Source organism: Flavobacterium sp. UM26, from assembly GCF_057922445.1.
The window spans coordinates 337373-357681 of record NZ_JBVHCY010000003.1 but is presented as its reverse complement, the minus strand read 5'-3'; the positions used below and the strand labels follow the sequence as shown (position 1 = coordinate 357681).

At 32.9% G+C, this 20309-nt stretch carries 19 protein-coding genes; 10 read left to right on the top strand and 9 right to left on the bottom strand.

Translation table 11 applies throughout. From position 1 onward, the window contains the following. Positions 1-101 precede the first annotated feature (101 nt). From ACZ1AQ_RS05995 to ACZ1AQ_RS05950, 10 genes are all read left to right on the top strand, one after another. Positions 102-860, top strand: a complete 759-nt coding sequence (locus ACZ1AQ_RS05995) for a carboxypeptidase-like regulatory domain-containing protein (RefSeq protein WP_489632032.1) — start codon at positions 102-104, stop codon at positions 858-860. Beyond that, a complete protein-coding gene (locus ACZ1AQ_RS05990; protein ID WP_489632031.1) occupies positions 850-1572 on the top strand; it encodes a peptidase associated/transthyretin-like domain-containing protein in 723 nt (240 codons plus the stop codon). The genes ACZ1AQ_RS05995 and ACZ1AQ_RS05990 overlap by 11 nt, the downstream gene beginning before the upstream one ends. Then, a complete protein-coding gene (locus ACZ1AQ_RS05985; RefSeq protein WP_489632030.1) occupies positions 1559-2287 on the top strand; it encodes a hypothetical protein in 729 nt (242 codons plus the stop codon). The genes ACZ1AQ_RS05990 and ACZ1AQ_RS05985 overlap by 14 nt, the downstream gene beginning before the upstream one ends. Then, the gene (gene bamP / locus ACZ1AQ_RS05980) at positions 2256-3020 is read left to right on the top strand and encodes a BamP family beta-barrel-assembly machinery protein (RefSeq protein WP_489632029.1); all 765 of its coding nucleotides are present in this window, start codon (positions 2256-2258) and stop codon (positions 3018-3020) included. The genes ACZ1AQ_RS05985 and bamP overlap by 32 nt, the downstream gene beginning before the upstream one ends. Continuing rightward, positions 3017-3520, top strand: a complete 504-nt coding sequence (locus ACZ1AQ_RS05975) for a DUF6702 family protein (protein WP_489632028.1) — start codon at positions 3017-3019, stop codon at positions 3518-3520. The genes bamP and ACZ1AQ_RS05975 overlap by 4 nt, the downstream gene beginning before the upstream one ends. Positions 3521-3581: 61 nt before the next feature. Next, the gene (locus tag ACZ1AQ_RS05970) at positions 3582-5825 is read left to right on the top strand and encodes a M1 family metallopeptidase (protein WP_489632027.1); all 2244 of its coding nucleotides are present in this window, start codon (positions 3582-3584) and stop codon (positions 5823-5825) included. A gap of 218 nt (positions 5826-6043) precedes the next feature. Continuing rightward, a complete protein-coding gene (locus ACZ1AQ_RS05965; RefSeq protein ID WP_489632026.1) occupies positions 6044-6703 on the top strand; it encodes a YggS family pyridoxal phosphate-dependent enzyme in 660 nt (219 codons plus the stop codon). 104 nt (positions 6704-6807) lie between these two features. Beyond that, the gene (locus ACZ1AQ_RS05960; RefSeq protein ID WP_489632025.1) at positions 6808-8169 is read left to right on the top strand and encodes an exonuclease domain-containing protein; all 1362 of its coding nucleotides are present in this window, start codon (positions 6808-6810) and stop codon (positions 8167-8169) included. Between the two features lie 153 nt (positions 8170-8322). Continuing rightward, positions 8323-9243, top strand: a complete 921-nt coding sequence (gene miaA, locus ACZ1AQ_RS05955) for a tRNA (adenosine(37)-N6)-dimethylallyltransferase MiaA (protein WP_489632024.1) — start codon at positions 8323-8325, stop codon at positions 9241-9243. A gap of 176 nt (positions 9244-9419) precedes the next feature. Next, on the top strand, positions 9420-10160 hold the full coding sequence (locus ACZ1AQ_RS05950; protein ID WP_489632023.1) for an acyl-[acyl-carrier-protein] thioesterase: 741 nt from the start codon (positions 9420-9422) through the stop codon (positions 10158-10160). A gap of 38 nt (positions 10161-10198) precedes the next feature. Here ACZ1AQ_RS05950 and ACZ1AQ_RS05945 read toward each other — a convergent pair whose 3' ends face one another. The 9 genes from ACZ1AQ_RS05945 to coaBC form a co-directional block, all read right to left on the bottom strand. Then, positions 10199-10915 (bottom strand): response regulator transcription factor, encoded by a 717-nt coding sequence (locus ACZ1AQ_RS05945; RefSeq protein WP_489632022.1) that lies wholly within the window; start codon positions 10913-10915, stop codon positions 10199-10201. A gap of 3 nt (positions 10916-10918) precedes the next feature. After that, positions 10919-12502: a sensor histidine kinase gene (locus tag ACZ1AQ_RS05940; protein WP_489632021.1), complete on the bottom strand. Its 1584-nt coding sequence runs from the start codon at positions 12500-12502 to the stop codon at positions 10919-10921. Positions 12503-12581: 79 nt separating this feature from the next. Then, positions 12582-13157: a dephospho-CoA kinase gene (gene coaE / locus ACZ1AQ_RS05935; RefSeq protein ID WP_489632020.1), complete on the bottom strand. Its 576-nt coding sequence runs from the start codon at positions 13155-13157 to the stop codon at positions 12582-12584. After that, the gene (locus ACZ1AQ_RS05930) at positions 13157-14161 is read right to left on the bottom strand and encodes a glycosyltransferase family 2 protein (RefSeq protein WP_489632019.1); all 1005 of its coding nucleotides are present in this window, start codon (positions 14159-14161) and stop codon (positions 13157-13159) included. The genes coaE and ACZ1AQ_RS05930 overlap by 1 nt, the downstream gene beginning before the upstream one ends. Positions 14162-14219: 58 nt before the next feature. After that, positions 14220-15026 carry an enoyl-ACP reductase FabI gene (locus tag ACZ1AQ_RS05925; RefSeq protein WP_489632018.1) on the bottom strand — a complete coding sequence of 269 codons (807 nt, stop codon included), beginning with the start codon at positions 15024-15026 and terminating at the stop codon, positions 14220-14222. Positions 15027-15118: 92 nt separating this feature from the next. Beyond that, positions 15119-16309, bottom strand: coding sequence for an enoyl-ACP reductase FabV (gene fabV, locus ACZ1AQ_RS05920; RefSeq protein ID WP_489632017.1), 1191 nt, complete (start codon positions 16307-16309; stop codon positions 15119-15121). Between the two features lie 92 nt (positions 16310-16401). Next, positions 16402-18054, bottom strand: coding sequence for a DNA repair protein RecN (recN, locus tag ACZ1AQ_RS05915; RefSeq protein ID WP_489632016.1), 1653 nt, complete (start codon positions 18052-18054; stop codon positions 16402-16404). Between the two features lie 52 nt (positions 18055-18106). Beyond that, positions 18107-18997, bottom strand: a complete 891-nt coding sequence (porD, locus tag ACZ1AQ_RS05910) for a type IX secretion system protein PorD (RefSeq protein WP_489632015.1) — start codon at positions 18995-18997, stop codon at positions 18107-18109. 50 nt (positions 18998-19047) lie between these two features. Continuing rightward, positions 19048-20304, bottom strand: a complete 1257-nt coding sequence (gene coaBC / locus ACZ1AQ_RS05905; protein WP_489632014.1) for a bifunctional phosphopantothenoylcysteine decarboxylase/phosphopantothenate--cysteine ligase CoaBC — start codon at positions 20302-20304, stop codon at positions 19048-19050. Positions 20305-20309 lie beyond the last annotated feature (5 nt).

Sequence of the window (20309 nt, the reverse complement as noted above, 5' to 3'; positions counted from 1 at the left end):
TATAAAAAGCAATTTTTAATTAACAAATTTTTACCAAGCCCTTAATAATTATTTGGCAACGGATTGAAATACTTTTACCACAATTGAATTTAAAAGATGAAATGAAATTTTGGTTGACATTACTTTTTCAGATAACCATTGTAACTATTGCTAAAGGGCAGCCGCAAAAGGAAATGATTTTATCAGGAACTGTAATCTTAAACAACAAAGGAATTGAAGGTGTATTGATAAAAAATGAACGCTCAAACGAAGTAACGAATTCAAATACCGATGGACGTTTTACCATTAAATGTCAATTAGGAGATATTTTACATTTTTCATCAATAAATGTTGAAACAAAAAGAAAAAAAATCACCAAAAGCGACTATCAAAGCAATAATTTAATAGTAAATATGACCTCAAAAACAATAGATTTAAACGAAGTGATTATTAAAAACAATTCAATTACTGCCGAAAAGCTAGGAATCATTCCAGAAAATCAAAAAAAATACACTCCTGCTGAAAGACGTTTAAAAACTGCTGGAGATTTTAAACCCATACATCTTTTGAGTATCTTAGGTGGAACTTTACCATTAGACCCAATAATCAACAAAATATCAGGTAGAACTAAAAAATTAAAAAAAGAACTTGAAATTGAAAAAAAAGAACGTTTATTAGACCGATTAAAAGCGCTTTACCCCGATGATTTTTATATCATGAATTTAAAAATTACAAAAATGTACATAAATGCATTTCGGTATTTTTGTATAGAAAATCAATTTTTAGTTTCTTATCTAACTTCGGGAAACAAACAACAATTAGAACTATTAATGAGTGAATTGGCGGTGACATTTAACAAAAACCTATCCAGTGAAGAATAATTTTACCCTTTTACTATTACTTTTTTGGACATCAATTTTTGTGGGACAAACACTTACTGAAGGAACAATTCAGGGTAGAATTTCGGTAGAATCTAATTTTATTGATGGAGTAAATATCAGGAACGAAGCTACTCGACAAGCAACCACTAGTAGAATTGAAGGTTATTTCAGAATTCCAGCCAAAGAAGGAGATATTGTTGTCTTTAGTGCAGTTAATCTTGAAACCTTAACAAAAGTCATTACCAAAGCAGACCTTTCGAATAAAGAGCTAAAAATAGAAATGACATTAAAAAGTATCGTTCTTAAAAACATAACCATCAATAGTCATCCAGAGATTTCTGCAGAAAAACTTGGCATCCCTAGCGCAACCAAACATTTTACTCCTGCTGAAAGAAAATTACAAACCGCCACAAAAGGTAGCCTTGATGGAATTTTGAATGGCATTTCTGGAAGAACTGCAATGCTCAAAAAAGAAGTGCTTGTAGAAAGAAAAGAAAAACTCCTTGATAAAATAGAATACCTTTTTGAAGAGGAATTTTACATACAAAAACTCAAAATCCCCAAAGATTACATTAAAGGGTTTCAGTATTTCTGCATCGAGGATCAAGCTTTTATCAACTCGATGAAGACCAAAAACAAAACAATGAGTGAGTTTTTGATTATCAAACTTGCCGAACGCTACAATCAAATCATTTCAGATGAAAATAAATAAAACGAAAACGCTTTTTTTCTTTTTAGCGACTCAATGTATTTTAGGTCAAGCAAAAGAGGTAAAAACAATCCGAGGAAGAATTTTAGCCAGTTCAGGTGTTTTTACAGAAATAGAAGTGGTCAACTTACATTCTGAAAAAAGCGCAAGAGTAAATGAAAACGGGGAATTCACTATTGAGGCAGCAATCAACGATGTTTTATTTTTTGCATCCAAAAGTTTTGAAGCCTATCAAAAAGTAATTCAAGCCAATGATTTTTGTGAAGACTTTATTAGCATAGAAATGATTCCAAAAGGCATCGAGTTAGACGAAGTAATTATCAATCAATATGCTAATATCAATGCTCGAGATCTTGGGATTATTCCCAAAAACCAAAAATCGTATACCGTAGCTGAACGAAGATTAAAAGCTAACTCTGGCGGTATAGGAGGTTTAATCAATATGCTTTCTGGCAGGAAAGAAATGCTCAAAAAAGAACTAGAAGTAGAGAAAAAAGAAACCAATTTAGCCAAATTAAAACGCTTATTTACTAGTGATTTTTACACAAAATCATTTCATATTGCTGCTGACAAAATCAATACCTTTCAATATTATTGCATTGAAAACAAAAGCTTTGCCAAATTATTAGAAACCAATAACAAAGCCCAAATGCTGGTGGCTATGCTTCAATTAGCCTCGACCTTTAATGAACTCAATAGCAATGAAGGAAAACTATAAATTAATATTGTACTTCTTTTTTTCTGTTGGAATCACTTTTTCACAAGAAAGAAGCAACTTAAAAGGAAAAGTAGCCAATAGTATGGGAGCTGTTGTAAATGGTTCTGTTGTCAATTTGAGTTCTAAAACAAGATCGGTAATTTCGGAGCAAGGATATTTTGAAATTTTGGCTCAACCTAAAGACACTTTACTATTTGCCAGTTTGGCTTGTATGCCAAAAAAAGTAATTCTTAGCAGCAAAAATTTCGAACTTCCCTTTTTAGAAATAGAACTTGAATTATTTGATAACGAGTTAAAGGAAGTTATTGTTCTGAATCAAAAAGAGATTCGGCCTTTAAATCCTAATATGCAAAAGTATATAGATAGAAAATACTATGATGACGCGCAATCATCTCCTACCAACCCATTGATGCCGCCAACAACAATTGCTAACGGAACTGACTTTGTTCGACTTTTTAAGGATGTCAAAAAGTTATTTAAAAAGAAACCATTACAAAAAGACAGAGAAGAAAAACCCATCAATTACTATGTAGAAGTAATCAATAGCGTACACCCTGACTTTTTTTCAAAAACATTACAACTAAAAGAAGAAGAAATCATCTTATTTCTTTCTTTTTGTGAAGCAGATAAAAACGCTGTAGCTATTTTGACTCAAAACGATTCGTTTCAGTTGCATGATTTTTTGATTAGCAAGAACAAAGAATTTAAAAGTTTAACTACTTTTGAAAAATGAAAAAAACAGTTTTATTCTTTGCACTATTCCTTTTAACCATTAGCCTTTCATCCTTTGAGATGCATAAGTTTTATGTGGCTATATTTCAAGTTCAATTTGTCCCTGAAAAGAAAAGAATTCAAATCACTTCACGAATTTTCTTAGATGATTTAAACAAAGCTTTAGAAAAAAAATACCATAAAAAAACTTCTATTGGAATAGGTACTGAAAAACCTGAGGAACTGATTTTGCTAAAAAAATACTTTTCAGAAAATTTAATTCTAAAAGTAAATGGACAATCTCAATCACTAAACTACATATCAAGCGAAGTTGAAGAAGATGTTCTGGTTACTTATCTGACAATTAAAGAAATCACAAAAATTCAAAACTTAAACATTCAGAATTCTTTATTGATGGATTGGAACTCAGATCAACAAAACATTATGCATTTTACAGCAAATGGCACCAAAAACAGCTTAAACTTTAGTGATTCATCAAAGATACAAATGTTAAAGTACTAATAAAAAGAAAGTAGTTCCGTTAAAATTGCTATTTTCACGGACTTAAATTTCTATTTTATTTATGAAAAAAGCTACCCTACTCTTACTCTTTCCGGCAATGCTATTTGCCCAAGAAAAAACCACCCCAACACCACCAAAACAACAAGGCAAATACGACACTAATAAGTTTAGCCAAATGTATGATTTATTGGCAACTCCAAACATGTTTCGTACTGCAGCAGGAGCCCCAGGACCAGCCTATTATCAACAACAAGCGGATTACAAAATAGACATCGAATTAGATGACAAAAATTCAAGAATAAGTGGTGCAGAAACCATTACTTATTACAATAATTCTCCTGACAAACTAGAATACCTTTGGTTACAAATGGACCAAAATCAAGCCGCTAAAAATTCACAATCACCGCTGGCTGAGAGTGAAAGAATTGAGGCAACCATGACTCCAAGTAAATTTGCTAATGAATACCTAAAACAAGGCCTTGCCCGAGGATTTAAGTTAGAGTATGTAAAAGATGCCAAAGGTAATCCAATGACTTATACAGTAAATCAAACCATGATGCGTATTGATTTACCAACACCAATGAAACCAGGAGAAAAAATCACTTTCTCTGTAAAATGGTGGTACAACATCAACAACTACCAACAAGATGGGGGGCGTTCAGGTTATGAATTCTTTGAAAAAGATGGCAACAAATTGTATGTAATTGCTCAATTTTATCCAAGAATGGCCGTTTACAATGACGTAGAAGGATGGCAAAACCAACAATTTTGGGGAAGCGGAGAATTTGCATTGCCATTTGGAGATTTTGACGTAAACATCACTGTTCCTGCTGATCACGTTATGGAAGCAACTGGCGAATTATTGAACCCAGCAGAAGTTTTTACTGCTGAGCAACTGAAACGTTATGAGTTAGCTAAAAAGACTTATGATAACCCAGTAGTAATCGTAACTCAAGCTGAAGCTGAAGCTGCTGAAAAAGGTTTTTCTTCTCAAAAGAAAACATGGAAATTTAGCGCCAAAAATGTAAGAGATTTTGGAATTGCTACTTCAAGAAAATTCATTTTTGATGCAATGGCAGTAAAACTTGGCGGAAAAACAGTAATGGCTACTTCTGTATATCCAAAAGAAGCCAATCCGCTGTGGGGAGAAACTTCAACCAGAACCGTTGCCCATACATTAAAAAGTTATTCATCACATACATTCGATTATCCTTATCCAAAAGCAGTATCTGTTTCGGCTGAAGACCAAGGTATGGAATACCCAATGATTTGTTGGAATTTTGGTCGTCCTGACGCAAATGGCGTAACTAGTCCACAAGTAAAAAATGGAATGATTGGCGTAATTATTCATGAGGTTGGACATAACTTCTTCCCTATGATTGTAAATTCTGATGAACGTCAGTGGACATGGATGGATGAAGGTTTGAACTCTTTTATGGAATATATGGCCGAGCAAGAATTAGGAACCAATTTCCCATCAAGAAGAGGACCAGCAAAAAACATTGTTCCTTACATGAGTGGAGATCAAAAGTTTCTAGAACCAATTATGAGTAACTCAGAAAGCATTATTCAATTTGGAAATAATGCCTACGGTAAACCTGCGACTGCATTGAATATCTTGAGAGAAACAGTTATGGGGCGTGAATTATTCGATCACGCATTCAAAACTTACGCGAACCGTTGGAAATTCAAACACCCTACACCTGAAGACTTTTTCAGAACTATGGAAGATGCTTCTGCATTTGACTTAGACTGGTTTTGGAGAGGTTGGTTTTACTCAACCGACTTTGTTGACATAGGAATAAATGAAGTAAAGCAATATTATGTAACTGATACGCCTACAACCGAATTAAAAAATTCAAAAGTAAGAAGAGGACGTTTTGGTGAAGAAAAAGGACCATTTGTATATTTGGTTGAAGGAACAAATGCCGAATTAAAAGAATCAGATAAAAAAGCATTAAAAGTTGATGAATTCAAGTTACTAGCCGACTATGTAAACGAAAAACTAACTGCTGAAGAAAAAGCTGCATTAAATGCACCTAAATATTTTTACGAAGTAGAATTCAACAAACCTGGTGGGTTAATTATGCCAATTTTAGTAGAACTAACTTATGAGGATGGTACTACTGAAAACTTCAAATATCCAGCACAAATTTGGAGAAAAAACAATGATACTGCCAAAAAAGTATACGCTACTTCAAAAGCAATTAAAAAAATACAAATCGACCCAAAATTAGAAACTGCAGACATTGATGTTACCAACAACAGTTGGCCAAAAGCAGAAATAAAATCAAAATTTGATTAAGTAAACAATAACATTTATACGAAACAAGCCCGAATCTATCGGGCTTGTTTTATTTTATTAATAAGTACACTAATCAAAATCGTTAAATAAAAGATAAATTTTAGTCACTGATAAAAGAAGACAAGCTGCTATGAATGAAAACAAGTATTAATTTAATAAGTTTGCTTTGTGTTCCTAAATGAAGGAAAACATTCTTAAGAAGAATTAATACTAACAAAATGGCAATAGCTGAAAACTTATTAAAGATAAAAGAATCGCTTCCTGAAAACGTTACACTTGTAGCGGTTTCAAAAACAAAACCCGTAACCGATTTAATGGAAGCATACACAGCGGGGCAACGCATTTTTGGAGAAAATAAAATCCAAGAAATGGTCGACAAATGGGAACAAATGCCAAAAGATATTGAATGGCACATGATTGGCCATGTTCAAACCAATAAGGTGAAATATATGGCTCCGTTCGTAACATTAATTCATGGAGTCGATAGCTTAAAATTATTAGAAGAAATAAATAAACAAGCATTAAAAAATAACCGAATTATTGATTGCTTATTGCAAATTTATATCGCCGAAGAAGAATCAAAATTTGGTCTGGACGAAGTAGAATTACAAAGTTTACTCAACTCTTCTACTTTTAATCAGATGAACAATATTAGAATAGTAGGATTAATGGGAATGGCTACCTTTACGGATAATCAAACCCAAATCAAAAAAGAGTTTACCCACTTGAAATCTATTTTTGATAGCCTACAAAAAATAGAGCTTAAAAACTGCCAACTGAATACCATCTCAATGGGAATGTCAGGCGATTATCCACTAGCTATAGCATGCGGCAGCACTATGGTTAGAATCGGAAGTAGTATCTTTGGCGGAAGATAAAAGCCCCCTAAGCCCCAAAGGGGGGAAAAATAAAAATTGTAATTATGACGAAAATAATTTTAGATATTAACCAAATATATTCCCCCATTGGGGGTTAGGGGGCTATGTACGCAATACTTGACATAGAAACCACAGGAGGACAATTTAACGAAGAAGGAATCACAGAGATTGCGATTTATAAATTTGACGGACACGAAATCGTAGACCAGTTTATAAGTCTTGTCAATCCCGAAATTCCAATTCAACCCTTTGTAGTAAAGCTTACTGGCATAAACAATGCTATGTTGCGTTCTGCTCCAAAGTTTTTTGAAGTTGCCAAACGAATAATCGAAATTACATCCGACTGTGTTTTGGTCGCGCACAATGCCAGTTTTGACTATAGAATCTTAAGAACTGAATTTCGAAGATTGGGCTATGATTTCAATTTAAAAACTCTTTGCACTGTTGAATTGTCTCAAAAACTATTACCAGAACAACCTTCGCACAGCTTAGGAAAATTAGTCCGAGCATTGGGAATTCCAATGGCGGATAGACATCGTGCTAGCGGAGACGCAATGGCCACCGTAAAACTCTTTAAATTGCTACTCGAAAAAGATGTCGAAAAAACAATCATAAAAGAGCTAATCAAAACCGAAATCGAAAAAGGAATCGCTCCAAAACTCTTGGATATTGTACAAAGTATGCCTTCAAAAACAGGTATTTACTACATCCATAACGACAAAGGCAACTTAATTTATATTGGCAAAAGCCGAAACATAAAAAAGAGAATCAACCAACATTTTACGGGGAAATCCAATAAATGTAAAAAAATCCAAACCGAAGTTTTTGCGGTAACTTATGAAGAAACAGGAAGCGAATTGATTGCATTACTTAAGGAAAGTGAAGAAATAAAAGTCAACAAACCAATTTTGAACCGCGCACAACGCAAAAGCATTTTTCAATTAGCACTTTATAGCGAGAAAGATAAAAATGGCTATTTGAACCTAAAAATTCAAAAATACGATGGTCGTAAAAAAGAAATCACCTCTTTTTCATCGTTACAAGAAGCTAAAAACACCTTGTTCAAGATTACGTCTAAATATCATTTGTGTCAAAAATTAACTGGTCTTTACCAAACCAAAAAAGAATGTTTTCAATACGGCATAAAAGAATGTGACGGTGCCTGCATTGGCGAAATCACCCCCGAAGAATACAATCAAAGAGTCCATCAATTCCTCAAAGAAAATGATTTTGAGACGCAAAATATGATTGTAATAGACAAAGGACGCAACATCAGCGAACGCTCAGCGGTGCTTATTGAAAACGGAATTTACAAAGGATATGCTTTTTATGATTTAAACTATCAGATTACAAATCCAGAAATCTTAAAAAATATTTTAGTGCCTATGCAAAACAATCGAGATGCTAAAAATATAATCCAAAGCCAAATTCGTAAAAGTAAAACACTAAAGATTATTCACTTTTAATAAAGAGCTATTCCTGCTGTACATTACAACTCCTCGCGATTAGAGTAGTTTTTCTAAGGCATAAAAGGAGCTTCCGTTGGTCGCTCTTTTCTACCAAGAAAAAACAAACTCCAATCACTCCGGGGTTTTCATTTCCATCAGGGCTAAAAAAAAATGAAACATCTAATCACCATAATAGGACCCACCGCTATTGGTAAAACCGCTTTGAGTATTCAACTTGCGCAGCATTATAATTGCGAAATTGTTTCATGCGATAGCAGACAATTTTTTAAAGAAATGACCATAGGCACAGCCGTACCTAGCAAGGAAGAATTAAAAGCTGCCAAACATCATTTTATTCAAAACAAATCTATTTTTGAGAGTTATACCGTTGGAGACTATGAAAAAGAAGCCCTTTCAAAAATAGACGAATTGTTTACCAATAATGATTTTGTGGTTTTGGTGGGGGGTTCAGGCTTGTATGTAGATGCGGTTTTAAAAGGTTTTGATGCTTTTCCAGATATAGACCCAAACATAAGAGCTACAATTCAATCCCAATACGAAACAAACGGAATTACGTTTTTACAAAACCAACTCAAGACATTGGACCCTGTCTATTTTGAAAGAATAACTAATGAAAACCCACAAACCTTATTGAACCCGCAGCGAATGATGCGTTTTGTAGAGGTATGTGTAGGAACGAAAAAACCGTATTCTTCGTTTTTGAATCAAAAGAAAAACAAGCGCAATTTTACTCCAATATTGATTGGTTTAGAAGCTGATAGAAAAATAATGTATGACAGAATTAATCTTCGAGTAGATCTAATGATGCAAGAAGGTTTACTCTCCGAAGCCCAAAGCTTATATCCACATCAAGCTCTGAATGCTTTGCAAACTGTAGGATATCGAGAACTGTTCAGTCATTTTGATGGTGAATGGGATTTGCCTTTTGCTATCGAAGAAATAAAAAAGAACACCCGACGTTTTTCAAAAAGACAACTCACTTGGTTTAAACGAAAAGAACATACTCGATGGTTTGATTACTTATCAGATAAAAAAGAAATCATAAATTTTATTGATTCACAAATAACATAACAAAAAATCTTAATGTTGGCTCTTTAGCCCCGACAGAAGGGATAAACCTTGTGTGCCGGGGTTCGGCTCACAAGTTTAGGAATGATGGCGGGTACGATGTTTACTGAAAAAGCCTGATGATTCGCTCCTAATTATTACTAATTAACTTTATTTCTATCTTAAAACTTTTTTTTCAAATGCCTATATCTCCAAATTTTACTTCAATCTTATCAAAAAACTGGGACGTCAATTTTACGCAATGCGCCCCAAATGGTTTTTTGAAATATACTGAATTATGTAATTTATTACAGCTAACCGCTGCGGCACACTCTGAACTTGGAGGAATTAGCTTTGCTGATATGCAGGAATTTGATCAAGCGTGGGTATTGAGTAGAATGCGAGTAGAAATCGAAGCTTTACCTAAATGGGGTGATACCGTTACGGTAACTACTTGGATTAACTCTTTGGAAAATTCACGCTCGGTAAGAGCTCTAGCAGTACATGTAAATGGAAAAAAAATAGTGGGTTCTGAGACATTTTGGGCAGTTTTTAACACCCAAAAACGTCGTCCTGAAGCATTGGCCTTACCTTATGAACATTTTGAATTGTATCCTAATAAAAAAGCAACTGCAAGCACGTTTTCTAAAATAGACATTCATCATGAAAAAGAAATTTTGTTTGAAAAAACGGTTTGCCTCTCGGATTTAGACATAGTAAATCATGCCAACAACGTTAAATATCTTGAATGGTGTTTAGATTTGGTGGACCCAAAATTATTGTTAAAACAAAAAGTAGATAGTTTTGAAATGAATTTTTTAAAAGAATTATCACTTGCTGACACTGTTCAAATTCATGAAAACATTGAAGAAAATGAAACCATTTTCTCTATTACAAAGGAAGATAAAACCTGTTTTGCCTTGCAATTGCATTTTAAATAAAAAAAAAGCTTCGAAAAATTTCGAAGCTTTTTTTGGTTTTATGCTGTAGTATTACTTTTTACTACTAATCTGAATCCTTCACCGTGAATGTTTAAGATTTCTACATCTTCATCTGGTTTTAGGTATTTTCTCAATTTAGCGATGTAAACATCCATACTTCTTGAGGTGAAGTAGTTGTCATCTCTCCAAATTTTTGTTAATGCTAGTTCTCTTGGCATTAAATCATTTTCATGCAGAATAAGCATTTTAAGCAATTCATTCTCTTTTGGAGATAATTTTATTGGCTCTTGATCTTGGAAAGTCAAAAATCTCAATTTGGAGTTCAAATGAAACTTACCAATATTGAATTCAAACTGTACTTGATCTGTCTTCACTTCTGAAGATTTTCTTTGAATAATTGCTTTGATTTTCATCAACAACACTTCAGAATCGAAAGGTTTGTTCAGATAATCATCTGCACCAGCTTTGTAGCCTTTCATTACATCTTCTTTCATCGTTTTAGCGGTTAAGAAAATAATTGGCACTTCGCTATTTTTCTCTCTAATTTCTTTGGCTAGCGTATATCCGTCTTTGTAAGGCATCATTACATCTAAGATACAAAGGTCATAATTGTCTTTCTTAAATTTCTCAAAACCTTCCATTCCGTTTTTGGCCAAAACAACCTCAAAGTCATTTAGCATCAAATAATCTTTTAAAACCGCTCCAAAATTCAAATCGTCTTCTACTAGTAGAATCTTTTTATTTACATTTTCCATTAGCTAATTTATTAGTGGTATCTTTATGATAAAGGTACTTCCTTTACCCTTTTCGCTTTCTACATAAACTTGACCATTGTGGTCTTCAACTATTTGTTTTACATAAGCTAAACCAAGACCATGTCCTTTAACATTATGTAAATCTCCTGTGTGTTCTCTATAAAACTTCTCAAACACTCTTTTTTGAGCCACTTTACTCATTCCTAAACCATTATCTTTTACTTTAATCAAAAGCATATCCTTGATGTTTTCAGTAAAAATTTCAATTTTAGGAACACCAGGTGTGTATTTTATGGCATTTTCTAATATGTTTACAATCACATTGGTGAAATGAAAATCATTCAATAAAACCGTTGTTCTAGTGGCATCAAAATGTAAATCAATCGTTCCTCCTCTGTCTTCAAGAATTAGGTTTACATGCTCAATTGCATCTTCAATAACTTCTTGAGCATCAATAGGCTCTTTGATTATATCTAATTCTTTCTTTTCTAACTTTGAAATCCTAAGCACATTTTCAACTTGTGCGTGCATTCTTTTATTTTCCTCTCGAATCATTTCGAGATATTTGTAAACTTTATCTTTATCTTCAATAATTTTTGGATTTCGAATAGCATCTAAAGCTAAATTTATGGTCGCAATAGGTGTTTTGAATTCATGAGTCATGTTGTTAATGAAATCCGTTTTTATTTCAGAAATCTGTCTTTGTCTAATCAACTGATTCAAAGCAGAGGTATACGCAATCAAAATAATTAAGGTGAAAATAATAGACAAAACAGTAATACTCACTAATTCTGACAATAAAAATTTCTTTTTATGAGGAAAAGTTACCAACAGCTTATATTTTTCAACTCCTTCATTATCTGTAAAAATTGGTGTTGAATACGTTGCATCCTTATCATAACTAAAATTTTCAGAACGTATTTTTGTTGCTAGACCGTTACTATAAACTCCAAACTCAAAATGCGTATTGACTCCATTCTCATCTAATTCTTTTTTTATCAATTTATAAAGAACGTCATTAGAAACTCTTTCTTGTATGGGCATAGCCGAAGCTATGTCTTTGTATGAAATCTCAAACTGAGCATTGTCAAGAATATCTAAATTTCCAGATTTTTCAATTTTAACATCGGGTATCAAACTTTTCTGATAACCAGAATTGTCAATGCTATTGTTATTGTAAATTTCAGTTTTTCTCTTGGAATTAAAATTTTTAAACTTTAAATCATCTTTTTTTCCGTTTGAGAACGATGGATTTATTTTATAATCCTCAGAGATAATACTATTAGAATAAACAATGGTTTTATTGGTCTTTTTATTTTTTTGAACCAAAGTGAATTCCATTATATCTTCGCGTTGTGGAATTCTTCCTGTACTATCTTTTAATTTATTATACCTGTCATAAAAATTATATGCCTCTTGTTTCTCTAATTTTTCAGCAACATTTCCTATGACTTGTTTTACATGAAATTTGAATTGTTCATCATTATTGTTAAAAGAGTTATTAAACCAATAAACCTGCACAAGAATTATACCAATAAGGGATAGACTCATTAACAGCACCAATAATCTAAAAAACATTCTATTCATGTCACAAAATTAACATTTTAACAATATAATAAATAATGCATTAACCAAATATTAACATTATATCATCAAATTGTTTTTTCTATAAAATTTTAAGAATTTTAACAATTTGTGCTTTTGTTTTATTAAAATCAGTGTTCTCGATAACAAAATCACTTTTTGCAATACGCTGACTATCTGTCCATTGTGATTTTATACGTTGAAGTACTTGTTCTTTTGTAGTAGTATCTCTTTCCACTACTCGCTCTATTCTCATAGCTTCAGGAGCAGTAACTGTAATAATTTTATCACATTTTTGATCACCACCACTTTCAAATAGGATGGCAGATTCATAAATAATAAAAGGAAACTGTTGATAATTAGACAACCAATCTTTGAAATGCAAGGCTACTGCAGGATGCACAATAGCATTGAGTTGTTGCAATTTTTCTGGGTTGGAAAATACTATCGAAGCTAATTTTGGTCGAATCAAAGTTTTATTCTCAAAAATTACATCGCCAAAAGTTTGTCTGATAGCCGAAAGAATGGCTTCAGACTGCATGACTTCTTTAGCAGCATCATCGGCAATATAAACAGGGACACCTAATTCCTTAAAATAATTAGCCACAGTAGTTTTTCCACTACCAATACCCCCTGTTAAACCAATAATTTTAGTCATTATACTTTAAAAAATAATTCAGGAAAAGCTTCTTGAGGTTTTTGTTTCAAGAGAATAACTTTGATAAAGGATACCAAAAAACCAGTTCCATATCCCCAAAATTGTTTCCATACAGCCACCATTGAAAGATATCCAATTTTTACACTTTTATTTTGAATTGAAGAAGTAACAAAAATTATAATGAAATATAAAAAATACAATTGCAATAAAAAATCAAAATTTTGGCTAAACAAATACATGAATATGGAAAAACCAAATCCTAAAATAAAGAAGGTAGGAAAAAAGAAAGTAAGTTTATTGTATTTAGGATACCAACTATTTAAAATAGGTCTTGCTTTTCCAAACTTATTAACCTGTATCGTAAATTTTTCCCAATCAATACGACGTTTATGATACACGTATGCGTTAGGAATTAATTTGGTTTCAAAACCTAATTCCCACAAACGAATGGATAAATCTGGGTCTTCTCCTGGATGAATATTTCCAAATCCTTTAGAAATTTCAAAAGCTTTACGCGACAAACCCATATTAAAACTACGAGGTTGGAATTTACCTATTTTTTCAGAACCACCACGAATACCTCCTGTAGTCAAGAAAGAAGTCATAGCAAAATTGATGGCTTTTTGAATATCAGAAAAGCTATCCAAAGCTTTATCAGGTCCTCCAAAACAATCCACATAATTTTCATTCAGAGAAGTTTCAACTTCTGTTAAATAATTAGATGGAATGATGCAATCTGAATCGAAAATGATAAAATAATTTCCCCTTGCTTTTTCCATACCAAAATTTCTTGAATCACCTGGACCTGAATTAGGCTTAAAATAGTAAGAGATATTTAATTTATCGGCATACTTTTCTAGAACTTCTTGGCATTTGATAGTAGATCCATCTTCAACAATAACTATTTCGTATACATCATGATACTGCATTTGTGATAAACTCATTAAAAGTTCATCTACTTCATCCGGTCGGTTATATACTGGAATTATTAAAGAAAAAAACATAGTAAAAAAAGTGGTATTAAAATTAACGCTGTTTTGAAATGAGTTGCAAAGATACTATTTATTCAAACATTTCCATTATTTCCTGACTTACACCTACATTAGAAAAACCACCGTCATGCATCAAATTTTGCAGCGTTACTTTTCGTGTCAAGTCCGAAAACAAAGTAACCGTATAATTGGCACAATCTAAAGCAGAAGCATTTCCTAAAGGCGACATCTTTTCTGAATAATTTATAAACCCTTTGAACCCTTTTACGCCATGACCTGCTTTGGTAGCCGTTGGAGATTGAGAAATCGTATTTACTCTTACTTTTGATTTTTTACCAAAAAAATAACCAAAACTTCTTGCTATAGATTCCAAGAAAGCTTTGTTATCGGCCATGTCATTATAATCAGGAAAAACACGTTGTGCTGCCATATAAGATAAAGCGACAATACTTCCCCACTCGTTCATAGCATCTTTGTGATAAAGAACTTGAAGGACTTTATGAAAAGAAACTGCTGAAACATTCCAACCTTTTTCAGTAAAGTCATAATTTTGGTTGGTGTAATGATTGCCTTTACGCACATTAACAGACATTCCAATCGAATGCAAAACAAAATCTATTTTACCTCCTAGAATTTTCATAGCTTGATCTACCAGATTTTCTAAATCAGAAACTGAAGTAGCGTCCGCAGGAATCACAGTAGCACCAGTTTTTAGCGCTAAGTCATCAATGTTCCCCATTCTTATGGAGGCAGGAGCATTAGTTAATACAAAAACACCACCTTCTTCATGGACGCGTTCAGCCGTCTTCCAAGCAATAGAATTCTCGTCTAAGGCTCCAAAAATAATTCCTTTTTTTCCTTTCAATAAATTATACATAGGTCTAGATTTATGTCAATAAAAAAACACCCTATTCTGTATTTTATTATAAATAAAATCAAAAATAAGGTGTTTTCAACTTCTCTTTATTATTATGCTATACTTGGCACATTTACCAATTCGTTAGCTTCTGCTTTGTAATCTACTCCGTCAAATTCGAAACCAAATAGATTATAGAAATCATGACGATATCCTGCTAGATCTCCAATTTCGGATAAATTTTCGGTAGTAGCCTCAGGCCATAACTTGGCGACTAATTCCTGAACATCTTCTCTCATTTCCCAATCATCGATACGGATACGTCCTTTTTCATCAGTAGGAATGTCTGCATTAGTATACAAACGTTCGCTATACAAACGTTGAATTTGCTCGATACAACCTTCATGAATTCCTTTTTCTTTCATGATTTTATACAACAAAGAAATATACAATGGAATTACTGGAATAGCGGAACTTGCTTGTGTTACCAAGGCTTTATTTACAGAAACAAAAGCTTTTCCATTTATATCCTTCAAACTATCAGCGATTGTAAATGCAGTTGCTTCTAAATGGTCTTTTGCACGACCAATAGTACCTTTTCTATAAACAGCTTCTGTCAAAGCAGGCCCAATATATGAATAAGCAACAGTCATTGCGCCTTCAGCTAATAAATTCTCTGCTTTTAAAGCCTCAATCCACATAGACCAATCTTCACCTCCCATTACAGCAACTGTATTTTCAATATCATCACCTTCACAAGGTTGGATTGAAATTTCAGACACTTTACCTGAATGAAAATCAACTGTTTTATTAGAATAAACACCTCCAATAGGTTTTAAAGTAGATCTATGTAAAACTCCTGTTACTGGATGTTGACGCACTGGAGAGGCTAAACTGTACACTACTAAATCAACTTGACCTAAGTCTTTTTTTATTAAATCAATCGTTTGTTGTTTCACTTCATTAGAAAACGCATCACCATTAATACTTTTTGCATACAAACCGGCTTTGTGTGCTTCTTTTTCGAAAGCGGCAGAATTGTACCAACCTGGTGAGGCTGTTTTACCTTCAGCAGCTGGTTTTTCGAAAAAAACACCAATTGTTGCAGCATTCGACCCGAAAGCACTAGTAATTCTTGAAGCTAATCCAAATCCTGTTGAAGCACCAATTACTAAAACTTTTTTGGCTCCAGCTATTGTGCCTTTTGATTTGATGTATTCTATTTGATTTTTTACATTTTGTTCGCATCCATCTGGGTGAGATGTCAAACAAATAAATCCTCTCATTCTTGGTTCTATAATCATAGTATTGAAATTTCTTTTTGTAAAATAAAAAAGCTATTAATTTTTTTTTGAACAGTGGTCTTTTTATGAATCAACAAATATAGCCCATTTTTTTAGTTCAGCAAGGCTTTGGCATGATTTAGAGCCGATTCAGAAACAACGGTTCCAGAGAGCATTTGAGCAATTTCAAGCACTCTTTCCTCTTCGGTTAACAACTTCAATTCAGAACTAGTTACTTCTCCTGCTGTACTTTTAGCTACTTTAAAATGCGAATCTCCTTTAGCTGCAATTTGTGGTAAATGAGTAATCGCAAAAACTTGCATACTTGTACTCATTTGTTTCATAATTTCTCCCATTCTAATGGCAATTTCGCCAGAAACACCCGTATCTATTTCATCAAAAATCAAAGTAGGTAATTTAGAATATTGTGCTAATATAGCTTTGACAGCCAACATAATTCTTGACATTTCTCCACCTGAAGCTACTTTTTTTAATAACCCAAACTCTCCCCCTTTATTAGCCGAAAACAGAAATTGTAATTCTTCTTTTCCATTAGAAAAAAAAGTTGGCACTAAATTTAAATCTATTTTAAAACGCACATTAGGCATTCCTAATTTTTCCAAAATCTGAATCATTTTTTCAGTCAAAACAGGAATGGCTTGTCCTCTCTTCTCATGAATTACTTGTGCCAATGCATCTAATTCTTGTTCATTTTTAGTAATAAGCTCCTGGAGCTTGTTAATTTCAGATTCGAGATTACTAATCGACACCAAAGATTGATCTAACTCATTTTGAATTACCAATAATTCAGCTACTGTCTTAACCTGATGCTTTTTTTCTAAAGTATAAATCAACTGTAACTTTTGATTCGTATACTCTAATTTTTCAGGATCGTTTAGTAACTGTTCTGCATGCTGGTTCAATTCCAAAGTAATATCATCAAACTCAATAATAATACTATTCATCCGCTCAAGCAATTCTTGATACTTACTTCCAAAAGGAGCTATTCGCTGGAGTGTACTTTTGATTTCCTTTAAATGATGTAAGGCACCAATTTCCTCTTCATGAGCTATGAGTAGCGCTTTATCAATAGATTCTTTGATACTTTCAACATTATTTAATCGTTCAAAATCCTCTTCTAATTGTTCTTGTTCCCCATCAATTAATTTGGCTGATAACAATTCATCTAATAAAAAAGAATGATATTCTTGTTCTTTAAGAGATTCGCCTTGTTTTCTTTGTAGCGAAACCAATTGAGATTTATTGTTTTTGTATTTTTTTAGAATTTCCTGATATTGTTCAAGTTCATTCTTATTATCAGCAATCGCATCGATAATTTTAAATTGGACATCTTCATCAGATAACTCTTGTGTTTGTTGCTGCGAATGAATATCTATTAAAAAAAGGCTTAAAGCTTGTAATTCCTGAAGATTTACTGGACTATCATTGATGAAAGCTCTAGATTTTCCGGTAGGTAAAATTTCTCTACGAATGATGGTTTGTGCGTCGTAGTCTAAATCATTTGCCTCAAAAAAAGATAACAAATTGTACTTTGAAATATCAAATTGAGCCTCAATAACGCATTTTTCATCAGTGTTTTTTAGAGAAGACAAATCAGCTCTTTTACCTAAAACTAATCCCAGAGCTCCTAAAATAATAGATTTACCTGCTCCTGTTTCACCCGTAATGATAGATAATCCATTAGTAAAATCAATCGCTAGTTGATCTATTAAAGCAAAATTTTTGATAGAAAGTGAGGTTATCATTAAAATAAGTTTTGAATAAAGCTACTAATATACTGCAAAAATATAGGTTTTATTAGTATTTAATTTGACTCCATTTACTGGAATTCATGGGAGATATTTTATTTAATGTATCGACTAAATCAGAAATAGTTATACTAGGTCCTCCCGAAAAAATTAACACTATTTCATCAGCTTTGGCATCAAAAAACACGCGAGTCAGAAAAGCATTTGGTCGCGTTTGATTCAATTTGGATAAATTTAAAATAGCAGTCTTAATTTTTTCTTTAGCTGTTTTTAAATCGGAACTCATCAAATCTAAGCCTTGATGATAATCTGCCAAAGCTTGACGGTAAGGTGCAAAAGTAGGAGATAACAAATCGTTTGTTAAGAAAAATCTATTCTGTACACCATCTGCTTGACTCCATCCCTTGTACCCACCTTGTTGCGCCACATTCAAAATGTTTTGAGCAGTTTCAAGAAAAGTATTCCCCCCAAACGCTTGAAAAGTATCCATATTCAAGCCTAAAATGATGTAACTATAATACGCGATTACTGAAACCAAATTAGATTCAAAAACAGATGGATTAAAAATCAAATTTTCAAACTCAACATATTTGAAATTAAAATCCTTATCATTAAAATTGAGTACGGGAGAACTATACGTAGAATTATATATCAACCTAGAGGACTGTACCTGAATAGTTCCTGTAAACTGGTCAGAATTAATTGCCGAAAGCGTTATAAACATAGAACACTTTATCTTCTCATTTTGTTTTAATGCTTGCCCTGTCCAATCTGTTTTGTTTACAAATTCATTCAAAGCAAATTCTAAATTCTTAATCAATTGCTGATTAGTGTTTGTAACCTTTTGAGCATTAATAACTACGGAACAATTTAATTGCTGAGCAAATAAAAAAGTGGTATTGAAAAAAAACAAGAAAAAGACCCCTATAAATCTATACATATTCAAAAGTATTGTTTGGTTAGAAACGGCTAATAAATCGAAAAAGTATACTATTTTAAATTATCTTTTTGTTGTGTAAAATGTTCACATACTTTGTCGATGATATCGATAGCTACTGCAGTTTTAGATTTTAAATCCATGGGTTCTACAGCAAAATTCTTGTCAATAAAGGTAATCTTATTCGTGGATTTACCAAAACCAGCCCCTTCATCTCGTAAAGAATTCAAAACAATTAAATCCAAATTCTTTTTTTGAATTTTAATCTTGGCATTTTCAATTTCATTCTGAGTCTCTAATGCAAATCCAATTAAAAATTGATTTTTTTTGCAAGCACCTAAAGAAGCTAAAATATCTTGGGTCTTCTCTAATTCAATAACAAAATTTTCTGCCGATTTCTTGATTTTCTGATCAGCTACCATTTTAGGTCTGTAATCCGCTACGGCAGCCGCAGCAATAGCTACATCGACTACATCATACAACTCATGGCATTTTTCATACATTTCTTGGGCAGAAAGTACGGAAAAAACACTAATCGAAGAATACAAAGGCTTACAATGTGTTGGCCCTGAAACAAGATAAACTTTAGCACCTAACTCTGCAGCTCTATTGGCAATATCGAACCCCATCTTACCAGAAGAATGATTTCCTATAAAACGGACAGGATCAATCGCTTCATAAGTTGGTCCTGCAGTAATCAAAATTGATTTATTGTATAGGGGTAGTTTTTTTTCAATATCTGCTTCAATAAAAGCAATAATATTCTCAGGTTCTGCCATACGTCCTTCACCAGAAAGCCCACTTGCTAACTCACCACTTTCAGCTGGAATCATTATATTACCAAACTGTTGTAACTTTTGAAAACTAGAAAGTGTAGAAGGATGCTTATACATATCCAAATCCATTGCGGGAGCAAAATAAACTGGACACTTAGAAGAAAGATATACCGCTAATAGTAAATTATCACAAACACCATTTGCCATTTTAGACATAGTATTAGCGGTTGCCGGAGCAACTAGCATAATATCAGCCCAAAGCCCCAACTCTACATGATTATTCCATAATTCTTTAGCCTCTTCTTGTTGAGTTAAAGTATCGGCAGTTTCTTTATCAAAAAAAGTAGAATAAACAGGATTTTTGGACAAAACGGATAATGTCAATGGTGTGACAAAATCCTTAGAAGCAGGTGTCATAATCACTTGGACCTGTGCACCTGCTTTTATAAAAAGTCGTACTAACGAAGCGGTTTTATAGGCTGCAATTCCACCAGATATTCCTAGTAAAACCTTTTTGCCTTTTAAAACTGACATCAATA

What these genes read in the sequence shown, in the direction of transcription:
- ACZ1AQ_RS05995 (WP_489632032.1), top strand. Translation starts at nt 102, where the DNA reads ATGAAATTTTGGTTGACATTACTTTTTCAGATAACCATTGTAACTATT.
- ACZ1AQ_RS05985 (WP_489632030.1), top strand. Translation starts at nt 1,559, where the DNA reads ATGAAAATAAATAAAACGAAAACGCTTTTTTTCTTTTTAGCGACTCAA.
- bamP (WP_489632029.1), top strand. Translation starts at nt 2,256, where the DNA reads ATGAACTCAATAGCAATGAAGGAAAACTATAAATTAATATTGTACTTC.
- ACZ1AQ_RS05975 (WP_489632028.1), top strand. Translation starts at nt 3,017, where the DNA reads ATGAAAAAAACAGTTTTATTCTTTGCACTATTCCTTTTAACCATTAGC.
- ACZ1AQ_RS05970 (WP_489632027.1), top strand. Translation starts at nt 3,582, where the DNA reads ATGAAAAAAGCTACCCTACTCTTACTCTTTCCGGCAATGCTATTTGCC.
- ACZ1AQ_RS05965 (WP_489632026.1), top strand. Translation starts at nt 6,044, where the DNA reads ATGGCAATAGCTGAAAACTTATTAAAGATAAAAGAATCGCTTCCTGAA.
- ACZ1AQ_RS05960 (WP_489632025.1), top strand. Translation starts at nt 6,808, where the DNA reads ATGTACGCAATACTTGACATAGAAACCACAGGAGGACAATTTAACGAA.
- miaA (WP_489632024.1), top strand. Translation starts at nt 8,323, where the DNA reads ATGAAACATCTAATCACCATAATAGGACCCACCGCTATTGGTAAAACC.
- ACZ1AQ_RS05950 (WP_489632023.1), top strand. Translation starts at nt 9,420, where the DNA reads ATGCCTATATCTCCAAATTTTACTTCAATCTTATCAAAAAACTGGGAC.
- ACZ1AQ_RS05945 (WP_489632022.1), bottom strand. Translation starts at nt 10,915, where the DNA reads ATGGAAAATGTAAATAAAAAGATTCTACTAGTAGAAGACGATTTGAAT.
- ACZ1AQ_RS05940 (WP_489632021.1), bottom strand. Translation starts at nt 12,502, where the DNA reads ATGAATAGAATGTTTTTTAGATTATTGGTGCTGTTAATGAGTCTATCC.
- coaE (WP_489632020.1), bottom strand. Translation starts at nt 13,157, where the DNA reads ATGACTAAAATTATTGGTTTAACAGGGGGTATTGGTAGTGGAAAAACT.
- ACZ1AQ_RS05930 (WP_489632019.1), bottom strand. Translation starts at nt 14,161, where the DNA reads ATGTTTTTTTCTTTAATAATTCCAGTATATAACCGACCGGATGAAGTA.
- ACZ1AQ_RS05925 (WP_489632018.1), bottom strand. Translation starts at nt 15,026, where the DNA reads ATGTATAATTTATTGAAAGGAAAAAAAGGAATTATTTTTGGAGCCTTA.
- fabV (WP_489632017.1), bottom strand. Translation starts at nt 16,309, where the DNA reads ATGATTATAGAACCAAGAATGAGAGGATTTATTTGTTTGACATCTCAC.
- recN (WP_489632016.1), bottom strand. Translation starts at nt 18,054, where the DNA reads ATGATAACCTCACTTTCTATCAAAAATTTTGCTTTAATAGATCAACTA.
- porD (WP_489632015.1), bottom strand. Translation starts at nt 18,997, where the DNA reads ATGTATAGATTTATAGGGGTCTTTTTCTTGTTTTTTTTCAATACCACT.
- coaBC (WP_489632014.1), bottom strand. Translation starts at nt 20,304, where the DNA reads ATGTCAGTTTTAAAAGGCAAAAAGGTTTTACTAGGAATATCTGGTGGA.